Consider the following 15,912-nt stretch of genomic DNA (forward strand, 5'->3'; position numbering starts at 1 on the left):
TGGATTATTTGTACTGCTCGAGAGCGGCAGAGGCCTTCTTTGCGGCATCTTCCGGTGTTGCCTTGCCGGTAACGACAGACTGCACCATCTCGATCATCGTGTCCTGGAAGCCCTTGTAGTCGGTGAAGAGCGGCTCGGGACCGCCATAGGCGATACCGTCGATCAGCGGCTTCCAGAAGGGGTCCTTGGCGATGAATTCATCAACCTTGGGCGACGGACGAAGCGGGGTGAGGCCAGCGCCGCCCTGCAGTTCGTATTCGCCCTGCGGGCCGGGCGAGGTGATGAATTTGGCGAATTCGGTCGCCTTTTCTTCCACGCCGGTTCCCTTGAAGATCGCGAGGCTGTCGGTGATGAGCAGCGTGCCGGGGCCCTTGGCTTCAGGACCGAGCGGCAGGGTTGCGATACCCCAGTTGATCTTGGTTTCCTGCAGGCGGGTTGCAGCACCCGATCCGGCCTGGATCATGCCGACCTTGCCATCAAGGAAGATGGCGCGGATTTCGTTCTGCTCATAGGCCGTCGGACCTTCGACGGAATAGGGCGTGATATCCTTGTAGGCCTTAAGCGCTGCGAGAACCTGCGGGCTGTCGACGGTGATCTTGTCACCATCGATGACCTTGCCGTTGTTGGTGTAAACCCAGTGCATGAACTGGTGCATGGTATTGTCGAAGGTCTTGGCGGGCAGGCCGTAACCGGCAACACCGGTCTTTTCCTTGATCTGCTTTGCAAAGGCGATCTCTTCAGCCCAGGTCTTCGGCGGAACTTCCGGATCGAGACCGGCCTGCTTGAAGAGGTCCTTGTTCCAATAGAGCGCCTTGGTCGAGAAGGCGACCGGCACGCCCCACTGTGTGTCCTCGAAGGTGACCGTGTCGACGATATTAGGGTAATAGGTCTTCTTTTCATCTTCCGTCATCGGCACCGGAACGATGAGGTCGTTCTGGGCGAACTGCTTCAGCGTGCGCGAACCGACATAGGCCATGGCGACCGGGGTACCGGCGGCAGCGAGCGTGGTTGCCTTGTCCTGGCACTGAGCCCAGCCGACGACTTCCGGAACGACCTTGTATCCGGCATTCTTGCCTTCCCATTCCTTGATGTATTTTTCATGGATAGGGTCCATCTTGTCGCCGCAATAGATCCAGCTGATCTCCTTGTCGGCGGCGTGTGCCGCCACCGTGCCAAGGGCAGTGGAACCGGCAAATGCGAAAGCGCAAAGCGCCAATCCGTAATGTTTCAGTGCCATAATTAGTCTCCCGTTTTCTGGTGGTCGTTCCTATTGTTGATTATTTCACCGCGCCGGCGGTAAGCCCGCTGACGAGATAGCGTTGCATGAAGAAGATGACGACCATGGCCGGCGCAATGCCGACGAAGCTGGCCGCCATCAACTCATTCCAGACGACTTCCTGACGACCGAAATAGGCGAACAGGCCGATGGGCAGCGGCATGTATTCGGTCTTGGAATTGAAGGTGAGCGCGAAAATGAACTGCTGGGCATAAGCGCCGATGAAGGTGGTGATGGACACGACGGCGATACCAGGCATCGCCAGCGGCAGGATCACCCGGCGGAAGGTGTAGAAATAGCTCGCACCATCCACATAGGCCGCCTCTTCCAGTTCCCGAGGAATACGCAGCATATAGGTGCGCAACAGCCAGATGGCGGTGGGGATCAGGAAGGCCGCGCCGGGAATGATCATCGCCAGATAGGTATTCAGCACCCCCATATTGCGCATCAGCCGGTAAAGCGGGATCAGAAGCACCGCGCCGGAAAACATGTTGATGGCCAGAAATGCCCCGAGCAATTGTCCGCGCCCGCGAAACTGGAACCGGGCAAAGGCATAGGACGCCGGCACCACCAGCAGCAGGACGATAATGGTCGAGATCGTCGAGATGAAGAAGGAATTGAAGACGTAGCGGGCAAAGCCCGGAACGCTGACCCACATGGTGCGGTAGGCCTCGAAGGAGCCATTTGTCGGCCAGAACTTGTAGGGCGAGGAGAAAAGCAGGCTGAGCGGTTTCAGCGAAACCAGAAATCCTTCCACGAAGGGCGCCAGCACGAAGGTCAGGAACACGGCGATACCGCAATAGATCCCGACGATTTCATACCACCTGTAACGGTTGATCATCGCATTCTTGTCGGTCATCGGCTGGCCTCCTGCGAGATGCGGCTGGTGATGCGGAAGTAGAAATAGGTGAAGATCGACAGGAAGATGCAGATCAGCACGGCGCGCGCCGCACCCTCACCGTATTTGTAGGAACCAATCGCCGTTTTATAGGTGTCGATGATCATGGTGGTCGTCTGGCCGGTCGGGCCGCCCTGCGTCAGGATCCAGATGATATCGAAGGAATTGAAGGTCGAAATCAACGAGATCATCGACATGGTAATCATGGCCGGCAGCATCAGCGGCAGCGTGATACGGCGGAAGCGGTAAGCGCGGCTGGCGCCGTCCGTCCACGCCGCCTCGTAGAGATCCTGCGGAATAGCCTGAATGGCCGCCAGCAGATAGAGCGTCACCATCGGCACGCCGATCCAGACGTCGGTGATGATCGTCGCCCAGAAGGCGGTGTTGCCATAAGCAAGGAAAGCAACAGGCCCATTCACAAGCCCGAGATTTTGCAGCACACCAGAAATCATGCCGAACTGGCCGTTATACATCCAGCCCCACATGAAGATGCCGATAGCCATAGGCACGATCCATGGCGGCATGGTCAAAAGGCGAAACAGCGCCCGGCCGGGAACGGCCGAATTCAGAAGGACTGCACCAAATGTGCCGATGATCATCTTTATCGAGACGGAAAAGAACGTCCAGATAAAGGTCCGCGTGATGACCTCGGCAAAGGTCGCGTTAAAAATCTTCTCGTAGTTGATGAATCCCACCCAGTTCGTCGTTTTTCTAAGCGACGCATCGGTGAAGGACAGGATGAAGGTATCGACGAGCGGATAAGCAACGATAACCGTGATGTATAAAAGCGCCGGCAGAAGAAGAAGCCAGGCGAAGACGACCGCGCTGCGTTTCGCATCCATCGCCGCGCCCCTCAAGCCGATTTCACGGCGGGGGATTTCGGCTGTCCGTGCAGCGCCAGATCATACTCCTCCCACACCGGCTTGAGATCGATCACTTTACGGCCATGGCGCGCTTCATCCATGGCAAGCGCCAGAATTCCGGCCTCGATCGCATCGAGTGCGGAAACCGGCAGTGGCGTACCCTTGACGATATGGGCGATGACGTCCTCCGCCATCTGCTCATCCGCACCATAATGCTGCGAGAGCGTGGTCGCCGCCGAATAGGTCTTGGCAACGGTCTTTTCATTGGTCCGGGCATTGTGCACGTTCAGGAAGCCGCGAACAAAATCGCCCTCGGCCATGCCCTTGGCGCCGATCACGCAGAAGCGGCGGAAATCGTCGGGAACGTTGAGATTGGTATGGAAGGCAAGCGATGCGCCGTTCTCATATTCGACGATCGCCGTCTGGTAATCGATGATGTCGCCGTCGCTGTCAAAGACCTTTTCGGAGCCCATCCAGCCGCTCGGCTTGCGATGGTAGACCTCCATGTCGTTGATACCGTCATTCTGCGGCGCGTTCGCCGGCGTGAAGCTCTTGCGCCCGCCGAAACTCGATACGAAACGCGGCCGCGCACCGACCACACCATTATAGAGATCGAGGTCGTGGCAGCATTTTTCCAGCATGAACGAGCCGGAATAATTCTCGTAACGCCGCCAGTCGCGCATGAAGAATGCGCCGTGATAGGGCGGAATATGTTCCGAGGCCTCGATGGAAACGACATCACCCAGCTTGCCTTCAGCCTGCGCGGCGCGCAGATCGCGGTAGAGCGGGGAATAACGCAGGACCAGACCAACGAGCAGCCGCTCGTGACCGTGCTTGTTGAGCAACCGGGCGAGTTCGAGGCTTTCCTCGATGCTGACGACGATGGGTTTTTCAGAGAAGATGGTGCAGCCGGCCTCAAGCCCGATGCGGATATGTTCAAGATGCATATGGTTCGGCGAGCCGATCATTAGCAGATCGAATTTTTCGTTTGCGATCAGCGCCTCGGGACTATCGTAAGCCTTGCCGGCCGAAATGCCCTTTTCCTGCAGACCCGGCAGGCCTGCCGGCGCGGGATCGACATAACCGACGATCTCGAAATCCTTGTCGATCTCATGAAAAACGTAGCCCAGATAACCGAGACGGAATCCGAGTCCGATAATTCCCACCTTCATGAACTTTGTTCCCTGTTCATTCGTAATTCATTTTCGCAGAAGCGACCATTTCTGTGCTGGCCATCCAGTTATCTGCGATAATTTTCCGTAACGATGAAATTAATTTTCACGACGGTCAAGTTAAATTCGATTTCACTAACGCTGCCGCCAGCTGGAAACCGATTTTTTCGTCGAGACAGGTGCGAAACAGATCGCCGCCGGCCACCAACGCACAAAACAATACCAAAAAAATGCCAATCGTCCAGAGCATTTCCGTTATCGGGAAATTTTTTTTGGTTAATGCGAAAATATCAAGCACATAGCCTTATTATCAGGCAAAACATCGAAAAAATAACCGATTAATCGTACAAATCCGACAATGGTTTTATTTTGGTATTGCTGATTACGCGGCATATGATATAGCCAGAGCCGGCCATATCGCCGACCACATGGATCGTGACAGAGGTTATGGATGAACGGGGCAGCGCTTAATCTGGATGACCTGCAATCAGGCGGCGGCCCGCTTTACCTGAAACTGCGCCAGACGATTGAAGACGCCATCAATGGCGGCCGCCTGAAGCATGGCGACGCCTTGCCGCCGGAGCGCGATATTGCCGAAAGCGCCTGCGTCAGCCGCGTCACGGTGCGCAAGGCGGTGGATGATCTCGTCCGCGATGGTCTTCTGGTCCGCCGGCACGGCTCGGGCACTTTTGTCGTCAAGCCCATCACCCGTATGCAGCAGCCCCTGACCAAGCTCACCTCGTTTACCGAGGACATGCGCCGGCGCGGGATGACAGCGAGCACACGCTGGCTGGACAGAGGCCTGTTCCACCCGACCGGCGACGAGATGATGGCGCTCGGCCTTTCCCAATCCGCCATGGTGGCGCGGCTCACACGTCTGCGTCTCGCCAACGACCAGCCGATCGCACTCGAAGTCACGAGCCTGCCAGGCGATATTCTGCCCGACCCGCAACTGGTTGAAAACTCGCTTTATCTGGAGCTCGAGAAAAGCGGCATCCGCCCCGTGCGCGCCATTCAGCGCATCTCCGCCCGCAACCTCACGGATGAGGAAACATTGCTGCTTGGGGTCCCGCCAGGCTCCGCAGCCCTTTCCGTTCAGCGAATGGCCTATCTGGAAAGCGGACGCCTCATGGAAATATCCCGCGCACTGTACCGCAGTGACGCCTATGACCTCGTCGCCGAACTGACGATGGGTCCCGAGTGACAAACCTTGATCAAGGACATGAAACGATGACAACCCTGATGCGCCAGGAAATCGATGAGATTCCCGATGCAGTCGCCCGCCTGCTGGACAATGCCAATGCCGACTTCCGGGAAGCCGGCGCTCACCTGAGGGCCCGTGACCCGGCCGTTATCGTCACCATTGCGCGCGGTTCCTCCGACCACGCCGCGCATTTCCTGAAATATGCGATCGAATTGCAGACCGGGCTGCCGGTCGCTTCGCTCGGCCCCTCGCTCGCCTCGATCTACCAGACGAAACTGCGGCTGGACCGGGCGGCGGCCTTCGCCGTCTCGCAATCCGGTAAAAGCCCAGATATCGTCGCTCTGGCGGAAAGCGCCCGTAGGGGTGGCGCGCTTACCTTCTCGCTCGTCAACACCCTGCCCTCCCCGCTCGGCGAAGCGGCAAATCACGCCATCAACATCCAGGCAGGCCCTGAAAAAGCGGTGGCGGCAACCAAATCTTTCGTCAACTCCATCGTCGCCGGCCTCGCGATCCTTGCCGAATGGACGGAAGACAGCCTGCTTGCCAAGGCCGTCAGCGCCCTGCCGCAGAATTTCGCCAAGGCCATCGCGCTCGACTGGAGCCAGATCGGCGAAGCAGTCAAGGGCGAGGAATCGCTTTATATGCTAGGCCGCGGTCCGGCTCTCGCCATTGCCGCGGAAGCCGCCCTGAAATGCAAGGAAACCTGCGAACTCCACGCGGAGGCCTATTCTTCGGCGGAAGTCATGCACGGCCCCGTTTCGCTGGTCGCGCCGAAATTTCCCATCATCGCCTTTGCCGCGCGTGACCGCGCGGAAACCTCCGTGACGGATATAGCGGCCGGTCTCGCCGGCAAGGGCGCAAGCGTTTTCGTCACCTCCACAAAGGGCAGCCCGGCCAAGCCCCTGCCCTTCGTGGAAACCAATCATCCGCTGACCGACGCCCTGTTGCTGATCGCGCCGTTTTACGGCTTCATCGAGCAATTGTCGCGCGCACGCGGCTTCAATCCGGATGCGCCCGTGGCGTTGAAGAAGGTGACGGAAACCCAATGAGCAGCAAGGCATTTGTCGGCGCCCGCATTTTCGATGGCGCCGGGTGGCACGATGGCAAGGTGCTGGTGACCGGTGACGGCCGTGTTGGCGACATAGCCGACCGCATGTCCGTACCCCCAGACGCCGACATTATCGATGCGGAAGGACTGCTCATTGCGCCGGGCTTCATCGACCTCCAGGTCAATGGCGGCGGCGGCGTGATGTTCAACAATGAGCCGGATGTGGAAGGCATTGCCCGCATCTGCTCGGCCCATGCACAATTCGGCACTACGGCGCTGATGGTCACACTCATCACCGACCGGCCGGACATTACCTCCAGAGCCGCCGAAGCCGGCATCGTCGCCCACAAGGCTGGGGTGCCCGGCTTTCTCGGCCTGCATTTCGAAGGGCCGCATCTTTCCGTCGCACGCAAGGGCACCCATGATCCGGCGCTGATCCGAAAGATGGAAACGGCCGATCTTGCGATTCTGACGGGCTGCAAGGCGAAGCTTCCATTCGTGCTGACAACCATCGCCCCGGAAAACGTAACCGAGGAGCAGGTTACGGCGCTGCGCAAGGCCGGCATCGTCGTCAGTCTCGGCCATACCGATGCGGGCCTCAGCGTGGCGACGGCCTATGCCGAGGCCGGTGCATCCATGGTGACACATCTCTTCAACGCCATGAGCCCGCTCGGCCACCGCGAGCCGGGGCTGGTGGGAGCGGCACTTTCTAACGGGAAGCTGGATTGCGGGCTGATCGCCGACGGTTTCCATGTCGATCCCGCCGCGATCGGCATAGCGCTTCGCGCCAAGAATAGTCCTGGCCGCATTTTCCTCGTTACCGACGCCATGTCCACCATCGGCACGGACGATGACGGTTTTGAACTGAATGGCAGGCGCGTTTATCGCAACGGCGGCCGGCTGACGCTTGAAGACGGCACGCTGGCGGGGGCGGATATCGATATGCTCTCCTGCGTCCGCTTCATGCATGAAAAGCTGGACACACCACTGGAAGAGGCCTTGAGAATGGCTTCTGCCTATCCCGCCGAGGCGGTGGGCGCTTCCCGCAAAGGTAAACTCCTGCCCGGTTTCGATGCGGATTTCGTCATGCTGACACCCGACCTTCAGATGCATTCGACATGGATATCAGGAGAAAAAATCCACGATTCCGCACGTTCCGGAGCCTGAATCATGATCGTTTGTTTCGATATAGGCGGAACGACCATCAAGGGCGCGATTGCCTACGCTCCCGACGATATTCGCCCCGTGCCGCGCATCCCGACGCCCAAGACCAGTTTTGAAGACTTCGCCGCCGGCCTGAAATCCATCATCGATAATAGCGGCGGCACACCCGCCTGCGTGTCGCTGTCGATTGCCGGCGTCATCGACGCCGACACCGGCAAGGCCACTGTCGCCAATATTCAGAGCATCCACGGCAGGGTATTGAAGGACGAGCTGGAAAAGGCGCTGCACCTTCCCGTCATCGTGTCGAACGATGCGGATTGTTTCGTTATCGCCGAATCGGAAATCGGTTCCGGGCGAGGCCATCGCGTGGTCTTCGGCGTCATCCTCGGAACGGGTGTCGGCGGTGGCCTTGTCATCGACGGCAAGCTCATCAACAGCGACGGCGGTTTCGCCGGCGAATGGGGACACGGGCCGGTGGCCGCGACATTGGCCGGAAACCCGCCGGTTTCACTGCCGCGTTTCGAATGCGGTTGCGGCCTTTCCGGCTGCGTCGACGCAATCGGCAGCGCCCGTGGCATGGAAAAACTGCATTCGCATCTTCACCGGCAGGAGATGACCAGCGAGGACATTATTGCGGCCTGGCAGGCGGGCGATGCGAAGGCCGCGAGAACCATCGATGTCCTCATCGATATTCTCGCCTCGCCTCTGGCGATGGTGATCAACGTTACCGGCGCAACCATCGTGCCGGTCGGAGGTGGACTTTCCAATTCGAAGGCGCTTCTCGCGGCTCTGGACGAGGTGGTCAGGAGCCGCATTCTCAGACGCTTCGATCGCCCTCTGGTCGTGCCCGCCATCTGCCGCATTGAGCCGGGGCTGATCGGTTCCGCCGTTATCGGGCTGAAATATGAGAAAGAAGCCGCCGGCACTGCCTGAGCGGCGTCACACCGTCTCGATCTTTTCCCGGCGGAAACCCAGCCCCACCAGCCGGCCGGTGAGATGGGAAAGAAGCGGAAACCGCATGATGGCCAGCACAAAGGCTGGCGGTCCTTTCGGTTTTTCCGCCTCGGCCCGGCCCTTCTTGCCGCCGATACGCATCATCCGCTGCAGAAATTGCGTGGCCTTGGTCGGGAAGGATCGCCGCTTTTCAATTGCGGCAAGATCGTCGTCGGTAACGGCGCGACCGGATACGAGCACCGGCACCAATATATTCGCCGCCGCAACCGCATCCTGAATGGCCAGATTAATGCCAACGCCACCGACAGGCGACATGGCATGAGCCGCGTCACCAATGCAGATCAGGCCCGGTCTCCACCAGCGCTTCAGCCGGTCGATACGGACGGTCAGGAGATGTACATCATCCCAGTTCTTGAGCTCATCCAGCCTTTCGCGTGGGAAAGGGCAGATTTCCGCAACCCTGTCCCTGAAGGCTTCAATTCCCTGCAGCTTTATGTCCGCGAAAAATCCCTTTCGCACCACGTAACCGCATTGCCAGTAATCGCCCCGGTTGATCATGACGAAACCCTGCCGCGAGCCGGCATGCCCCATGGTTTCCGTTGGATCACCAGGCTGTTTCGAAAGACGCAACCACAGTACTTCGGTCGGAATGCCGAAACGCTGCACCTCCAGCCCCGCCGCCTCGCGAACGGTGGAGTTACGGCCATCCGCTCCCACCACCAGATCGGCTTCGATCTCGATGATGCCTTCCGGTGTGCTGACCGTGAGACCACCAACATGCCCGCCGCGCTCAATCAGGCCGGTCACCGGCGCATTCATCAGCAATCGGAAATTTTCGTATTGCCCCGCCTTGCCGACAATGAAATTGAGAAAATCCCATTGCGGCATAAAGGCGATGAAGCGGTGACGGACCGGCAGGCGGGAAAAATCCGCTATCGTGACACGCTCGCCGCCGATGACCGCATTCAGCCTTGGCGCACGCGTATGCGGCAGGCTCAGGAACTCATCGACAAAACCGAGTTGCTCCATCAATTCAAGTGTCGAGGGATGGATGGTGTCACCACGAAAATCGCGGAGAAAATCCCCGTGTTTCTCGACGACGACGACATCGATACCGCTGCGCGCGAGCAGCAGGCCAAGCATCATGCCCGCCGGCCCGCCGCCGGCCACGGCGACGGACGTGCGGATATGCTGAACGGACCTGCCGTCATTTTCCGGAGCGTTTGTCGACTCTTCCATCAACCTTCCCCCTATGTCCCGCTGAAAGTCTCTATCGTGTATCCGCCGCCGGAAGGTTTGCATTTTTGGGCTGCGGCCAGCCCTGCGCATCAAACCGGAACAGCATTTCGGACCGGGCAAAGATAAAGGCGAAGGCCATGGCCGTCCACATGCCGAGCAACAGCCCGGCGGCGACATCGCTTGGATAATGTGCGCCGACAATGACACGCGAAACACCGATGACAAGGGCAAGCAAAAGAAACGCCCAGCGGAAGCGCGGCATCAACATGGCGAAAACGCCGAAAAACGCCCCGGCGGCTGTCGAATGGCCGGAGGGGAAACTTTCATAGAGATTGTCACCAGTGAAAGGAGTGAGGCTGTAGGCGCCCATTTCCAGAAAAAGCTCCGGCCGCGCCCGCCCGATCAGGAATTTCAGCGTATGGACGAGAATGCTCGCCGTTCCGATCGTCAGGAAGAAATAAGCCAGAAGCCGCCATGCCGTCCTCAGGCGTCCATTGTAGGTCTGTGCCTTTAAAACCCGTGCGGCGACATAGGCCAATATCGCCAGAAGGCCGGTGGAATAGAGCATCCAGCTGAAGGTTCCGAAATCGGTAATCGCGCGGTTAAAGGAAACCACCCCACCCGGCAGGGCCTGCGCACTTTCGGAAAGACGCGGATCAAAAGGAATGAAGACCAGGACTAGCACAAGGCTTGCCGCAAAAATCCACCCGCTGGAAACCAGGAAACGTCGCATCAATATCCTCTCATTGTTTTTCTTGCATATGGCTTTGCCCTCCGCAAAAACAATAGCCCGGGCTTTGTCCTTGTTATGGCTGGTTTTCGCGAGTAGAGGCTAATGCATGTTGCCCGAAAGTGCGTAACGATTTCGGGAGAATGACAGGCACCAAGAGGTGCGAACCGGAAACGACCGACGGACTGAAAATGACGGATGCCAGTGAAATGCCACGCAAGCTGACAATATTGGGTTCGACAGGTTCGATCGGCACCAGCACGCTGGATGTGGTCCGTCAGCTGGGTGGCCGCGACGCGTTCGAGATCACGGCGTTGACCGGCGCGGGCAACATTGCTCTCCTTGCGGAACAAGCGCGGGAATTCGGCGCGCGGCTGGCAGTCACGGCTGAAGACGACAAATACGAAGCGCTGAAATCGGCCCTTGCCGGCAGCGGCATAGAGGTTGCGGCGGGCAAATCCGGCCTCGAAGAAGCGGCATCGATGGATGCCGGCTGGGTAATGGCGGCGATTGCCGGAACCCCCGGTCTCGCGCCGACGCTGACAGCCGCACGGCGCGGTGCAGATATAGCGCTCGCCAACAAGGAATGCCTGGTTTCGGCGGGCGATGTTTTTCTGCGTACGGTCAAGCAGGGCGGCGGCCGGCTGATCCCCGTTGACAGCGAGCACAGCGCAATTTTCCAGTGCCTGACGGGCGAACATAAGCAGGCCGTGGAGCGCATCGTGCTGACGGCCTCCGGCGGGCCGTTCCGTACCTGGTCGCGCGACGAGATGGCCAATGTCACGGCGGATATCGCCCGCGCCCATCCCAACTGGTCGATGGGGCTGAAGGTTTCGATCGGCAGCGCCTCGATGTTCAACAAGGGGCTGGAAATGATCGAGGCGAAATATCTCTTCGATCTCAGGCCCGATCAGGTGGAGGTGATCGTCCACCCGCAGTCGATCATCCATTCGATGGTGGGTTACACCGACGGCTCGTATATCGCCCAGCTCGGCTCTCCCGACATGCGCACCGCTATTTCTTATGCCCTCACCTATCCGCAACGCGGCAATCTGAATGTCGAGCGGCTGGATTTCGCAAAACTGGCGCGGCTCGATTTCGAAGCGCCGGATGAAGCCCGTTTCCCGGCGATCCGTGTGGCCCGCACGGCGCTGGAGCGCGGCGGCTTGCAGGGCGCAGCCCTAAATGCCGCCGAAGAGACCGCCTTTCACGCCTTCGTCGCGGGCGGCATCGGTTTTCTGGATATGGCCGAGATCGTCGAAACGGTCATGGACCGCATGCATGACGGCCGATCTGCCGACACCATCGAAGACGTCTTCGCAGCGGATGAGGAAGCCCGTCGTCACGCCCGTGAATTGATCGCCACAAAAGAAAAGGCCGCGTAAACGCGGCCCGGTCTTCTTTTATCTTAACTGCGGCCTCACGCCACCGCACGCGCCAGTGCACAATGTGACCAGAGCTGGTGCAGCGCGCCGACGAGATGCTCGATGTCGGCATCGCTATGCAGCGGCGTCGGGGTAATGCGCAGGCGCTCGGTCTTGCGCGGCACGGTCGGATAGTTGATCGGCTGCACATAGACGCCGTGACTGTCGAGCAGGATATCCGAAATCCATTTGCACTTGGCAGCATCACCCACCATGACAGGCACGATGTGGCTGGGATTGTCCATATGCGGAATGCCGCGTGCATCGAGAAGACCGCGCAGCTTGCGCACCCGGTCCTGATGGCGGGCGCGCTCGAAGGGGCTTGCCTTCAGATGCTGGATCGAGGCGATCGCGCCGGCGGCGAGCGACGGCGGCAGGGCCGTCGTGAAGATGAAGCCGGAGGCGAAGGAGCGGATGAAGTCGCAGACCGCCGTGGACCCGGTGATATAACCGCCCATAACGCCGAAGGCCTTGCCGAGCGTTCCTTCGATGATCGTCAGGCGATCCATGAGACCTTCGCGCTCGGCAATGCCGCCGCCGCGCGGGCCATACATGCCGACGGCATGAACTTCATCGAGATAGGTCATGGCGCCATAACGGTCGGCCAGATCGCAGATTTCCTTGATCGGCGCGATATCGCCATCCATGGAATAAACGGATTCGAAAGCGATCAGCTTCGGCGCGTTCGGATCGGCAGCCTTGAGCTTGGCTTCGAGATCTTCGAGATCGTTGTGTTTCCAGATCACCCGTTCGCAACGGCCATAACGGATGCCTTCGATCATCGATGCGTGGTTGAGCGCATCCGAGAAAATGATCAGGCCCGGAATTTTCTGGCCGAGCGTGCCGAGTGTGGCCCAGTTGGACACATAACCCGAGGTGAAGATCAGCGCCGATTCCTTGCCATGGAGGTCGGCAAGTTCCTGTTCAAGCAGGACGTGATAATGGTTGGTACCAGAAATATTCCGGGTGCCTCCCGCACCCGCGCCACAGTGATCGATAGCGGCTTTCATGGCTTCGATGACTTTCGGGTTCTGGCCCATGCCGAGATAGTCGTTGGAACACCAGACGGTTACGTCCTTGCGTTCGCCATTGGCGTTGTACCGTGTCGCGCGGGGAAAATTGCCCTGCTGGCGTTCGATATCCGCAAAAACGCGATAGCGTCCCTCAGAATGCAGGCTTTGCAGTTCCGTTGTGAAAAATGCCTCGAAGTCCATGCCATGCTCCAGAATTGACCAGATCGTTTTTCTGCCTCGACACCGGGACCGTCAACCCTTGCGAGCTGCTTTAACCACGTCTGCGTCAATTCGCCGTTGTTTTGAACCATTCCAATAAACCGTTTATAGACGCTGATGAAAAGTACAAAATTGATTCACATCAAAAAACCGCGAGATTTGGAACCTTTTTCGCACCGCGCCGTTGTCTGGCACACAATCGATTTACGCTCGCAGGAATGCCTGGAAGATGAGGCTTCCCTAAACGACATCGAATTGTTAGTTATCTGTGGCGGTCGGAGGTAGCAGTCGCCGCAGATAAATATGGGACGCCTACCGAGCCGAAGAGCTCATTGTAACGTTGGAGAGAGTTTCATGAAAAAGGCAATCATATTTGCGCTCGTCGGCCTGTCGCTTGCAAGCTGCACGCAGACGGAAAAGGGCGCTTCGATCGGTGCCGTTTCCGGCGCTGTTATTGGTGGAGCCATCACGGGTAATGTTCGCGGCGCGGCAGTTGGCGCAGCGATCGGCGGTGTCGGCGGTGCTTTGATCGGCAATGCTTCCGAGCCGGGCTATTGCTATTATCGCGACCAGTACGGTCAGCGTTACACGGCACGTTGCCGCTAATCGCTTCGCGAAATACCGTTGCACAGAAGCCCCGGTCATCCGGGGCTTTTTGCGTTATGGCGGGCAAAAGACGGGGCGGAGGGTCCTCAAAGCCGTTTATTTATGATTAAATTGCAATGTTAACGGACAGGAAACGGGTTAGGGCGACAATAAAGGCTCAACCATAAAGCAGCTTATGCGAAGAACACGAACTAACCCGAAGACAGGTATTGCGTATCGGAAAGCCGGCACCGCTCTCGCGGTTGCTGTGACGTTCGCCCTGTATCCGGCGTTTACCCGTGACGCCTTCGCCTTCAAACTGTTCGGCATGCGCCTCTGGGGTTCGGAAGAACCGGAGGTCGAGGTTATCAATCCGGTCAAATACGCCGTCACGCTTGATGCCCAGGACGCCGACAAATCCCTGAAAGACAGCCTGGAAAACAGCTCGCTTCTCCTGGCGGACAAGGAAAAGCCGGCCTCAGGCGATCTTGGCCTTCTGATAAAGGCAAGAGACGACAGGGACAGGCTGATTGCGGCGCTTTATGAAAACGCCCGTTATGGCGGCATCGTCAAGGTCACCGTCGCCGGCAAGGATGTGGATAGCCTGCCGCCAAATCCGGTGTTCGATCATTCCGCTCCGGTGCCCGTGGTGATCACGGTAACGCCCGGCCCGGTCTTCAAACTCGGCAATGTCAGGCTTGAAGGCGATGTGACCGGCCGCAACCTTGAGGAATATGGCCTGACGACCGGGGGCGACGCCGGTTCTCTGGCCATCATCCGCGCCAGCAACAAGCTGATCGATGATCTGAAGGCCGAAGGCCGGCCGCTTGCGAAGCTGACGAAACGAGAGGCTGTCGCCAACCACGCGACGAACACGGTCGATATCACCATGGGGGCCGAAGGCGGTCCCGTGGCGCCCCTTGGCACGGTGACGGTAACAGGTGAAAAAACCGTCGATGGCGATTTCATCCGCCGTTATTCGCGCCTCAATGGCGGCGAGCCCTATTCGCCGGAAAAACTGCGCAAGGCCGCCGACCGGCTGCGCCAGCTGGGCGTCTTTTCCAGCCTGACGATCAAGGAAGCGGGAACGCTGGCGCGCGACGGCACCATTCCGCTCACCATCGAGGTTTCAGAAGGCAAACACCGCTATTTCGGCGTCGGCGCACAATACTCCACCACGGAAGGCATTGGCCTTCAGGGTTATTGGGGCCACCGGAACCTGTTCGGACAGGCAGAATCGCTGCGTATCGAAGGTTCTGTCTCGCGCATCGCCGAAGCATCAAGCGTCGAAGGCATGGATTATTCGGCGGGCATTACTTTCACCAAACCCGGCATGTTCAATCCGCGCACCACCTTCAAGACCAGCCTGATTGCCAAGACCGAACACCCCGATACATACGACGCCAAGACAGTGACGGGCACAGCCGGTTTCGCCTACGAGCTGAACGACACTGACACTGCGGCGGCCGGTCTCGAGGTGCAATGGGCCGATACCGAAGACGCATTCGGCAAGAACGAATACCTTACCACCTCCATACCGCTGGAATTCGTTCGTGATACACGCGACGACAAGCTCAACCCCACCGAAGGCTTCCGCGCATCGCTGGCCGCCAAGCCTAGCTATGAAGCGCTGAACGGCACCTTCTTTTCCTCTTTTGAAGGCTCCATCTCCGGCTACAAGGGGATTGGCGCCGAAGACCGGCTGATCATGGCCGGAAAGCTTTCCGGCGGCGTGCTCGTCGGCGGCAGCGATCTGCAGGACATTCCCACCACAAGGCGCTTTTATGCGGGTGGCGGCGGATCGGTGCGTGGCTATAGCTATCAGGAAATATCGCCGTATAATGCCGCTGGCGACGCGACGGGCGGCCGTTCTTATGTGGTCGGCTCCATCGAAGCCCGCATCAAGGTCACCGATACAATCGGCATCGTGCCCTTCATCGATGCGGGTGTTGTTTCGGATGAAGTGACACCCGATTTTTCCGATATCCGGGCTGGCGCCGGTATCGGCCTGCGTTACGCGACACCCTTCGGGCCTCTGCGTCTCGATGTCGCCATGCCGCTTGAAAAATACGATGGTGGCAACAGTTTCGGCATTTATGCTGGCATCGGCCAGTCTTTTTAAA

Annotated in this window: 15 protein-coding genes; 7 read left to right on the forward strand and 8 right to left on the reverse strand. The window is 58.7% G+C overall.

The features are described from left to right. Positions 1–4 precede the first annotated feature (4 nt). From DA915_RS24350 to DA915_RS24370, 5 genes are all read right to left on the reverse strand, one after another. Complete coding sequence (locus DA915_RS24350; RefSeq protein WP_003504912.1) at positions 5–1,237, reverse strand: ABC transporter substrate-binding protein; 1,233 nt, start codon at positions 1,235–1,237, stop codon at positions 5–7. A gap of 40 nt (positions 1,238–1,277) precedes the next feature. Next, a complete protein-coding gene (locus tag DA915_RS24355) occupies positions 1,278–2,135 on the reverse strand; it encodes a carbohydrate ABC transporter permease (RefSeq protein WP_107677571.1) in 858 nt (285 codons plus the stop codon). Continuing rightward, positions 2,132–3,016, reverse strand: a complete 885-nt coding sequence (locus tag DA915_RS24360) for a carbohydrate ABC transporter permease (protein WP_020010903.1) — start codon at positions 3,014–3,016, stop codon at positions 2,132–2,134. Before DA915_RS24360 ends, DA915_RS24355 begins: the two co-directional genes overlap by 4 nt. A gap of 11 nt (positions 3,017–3,027) precedes the next feature. Next, positions 3,028–4,209 (reverse strand): Gfo/Idh/MocA family protein, encoded by a 1,182-nt coding sequence (locus DA915_RS24365; protein WP_020812889.1) that lies wholly within the window; start codon positions 4,207–4,209, stop codon positions 3,028–3,030. Positions 4,210–4,324: 115 nt separating this feature from the next. Beyond that, positions 4,325–4,507, reverse strand: coding sequence for a hypothetical protein (locus DA915_RS24370; protein ID WP_035212808.1), 183 nt, complete (start codon positions 4,505–4,507; stop codon positions 4,325–4,327). A gap of 153 nt (positions 4,508–4,660) precedes the next feature. Here DA915_RS24370 and DA915_RS24375 point away from each other — a divergent pair, with 153 nt between their 5' ends. From DA915_RS24375 to DA915_RS24390, 4 genes are read left to right on the forward strand one after another with little or no spacing between them, the layout of a single operon-like run. Beyond that, the gene (locus DA915_RS24375; RefSeq protein WP_003504923.1) at positions 4,661–5,413 is read left to right on the forward strand and encodes a GntR family transcriptional regulator; all 753 of its coding nucleotides are present in this window, start codon (positions 4,661–4,663) and stop codon (positions 5,411–5,413) included. Between the two features lie 26 nt (positions 5,414–5,439). After that, positions 5,440–6,462 (forward strand): SIS domain-containing protein, encoded by a 1,023-nt coding sequence (locus DA915_RS24380; RefSeq protein ID WP_087745082.1) that lies wholly within the window; start codon positions 5,440–5,442, stop codon positions 6,460–6,462. Next, complete coding sequence (gene nagA, locus DA915_RS24385; protein WP_107677572.1) at positions 6,459–7,628, forward strand: N-acetylglucosamine-6-phosphate deacetylase; 1,170 nt, start codon at positions 6,459–6,461, stop codon at positions 7,626–7,628. Before DA915_RS24380 ends, nagA begins: the two co-directional genes overlap by 4 nt. A 3-nt stretch (positions 7,629–7,631) precedes the next feature. Beyond that, the gene (locus tag DA915_RS24390; RefSeq protein ID WP_003504929.1) at positions 7,632–8,558 is read left to right on the forward strand and encodes an ROK family protein; all 927 of its coding nucleotides are present in this window, start codon (positions 7,632–7,634) and stop codon (positions 8,556–8,558) included. A 6-nt stretch (positions 8,559–8,564) separates the two neighbouring features. Here the strand turns inward: DA915_RS24390 and DA915_RS24395 are convergent, their stop codons facing one another. After that, complete coding sequence (locus DA915_RS24395; RefSeq protein WP_192886653.1) at positions 8,565–9,818, reverse strand: FAD-dependent oxidoreductase; 1,254 nt, start codon at positions 9,816–9,818, stop codon at positions 8,565–8,567. Between the two features lie 31 nt (positions 9,819–9,849). Then, on the reverse strand, positions 9,850–10,551 hold the full coding sequence (locus DA915_RS24400; protein WP_060725416.1) for a phosphatase PAP2 family protein: 702 nt from the start codon (positions 10,549–10,551) through the stop codon (positions 9,850–9,852). Positions 10,552–10,739: 188 nt separating this feature from the next. Between DA915_RS24400 and dxr the strand changes: the two genes are divergently transcribed. Next, a complete protein-coding gene (dxr, locus tag DA915_RS24405; protein WP_107677603.1) occupies positions 10,740–11,933 on the forward strand; it encodes a 1-deoxy-D-xylulose-5-phosphate reductoisomerase in 1,194 nt (397 codons plus the stop codon). Positions 11,934–11,968: 35 nt separating this feature from the next. Here dxr and hemA read toward each other — a convergent pair whose 3' ends face one another. Further along, positions 11,969–13,186, reverse strand: a complete 1,218-nt coding sequence (gene hemA / locus DA915_RS24410; RefSeq protein WP_003504938.1) for a 5-aminolevulinate synthase — start codon at positions 13,184–13,186, stop codon at positions 11,969–11,971. A 372-nt stretch (positions 13,187–13,558) separates the two neighbouring features. Here hemA and DA915_RS24415 point away from each other — a divergent pair, with 372 nt between their 5' ends. Further along, a complete protein-coding gene (locus tag DA915_RS24415) occupies positions 13,559–13,810 on the forward strand; it encodes a YMGG-like glycine zipper-containing protein (RefSeq protein WP_003504940.1) in 252 nt (83 codons plus the stop codon). A gap of 175 nt (positions 13,811–13,985) precedes the next feature. Beyond that, positions 13,986–15,911 carry an autotransporter assembly complex family protein gene (locus DA915_RS24420; RefSeq protein WP_107677573.1) on the forward strand — a complete coding sequence of 642 codons (1,926 nt, stop codon included), beginning with the start codon at positions 13,986–13,988 and terminating at the stop codon, positions 15,909–15,911. Position 15,912 lies beyond the last annotated feature (1 nt).

Origin of the sequence: Agrobacterium sp. LAD9, assembly GCF_003031125.1 — a bacterium.
In the GTDB taxonomy this organism is placed as follows: Bacteria; Pseudomonadota; Alphaproteobacteria; order Rhizobiales; family Rhizobiaceae; genus Agrobacterium; species Agrobacterium radiobacter.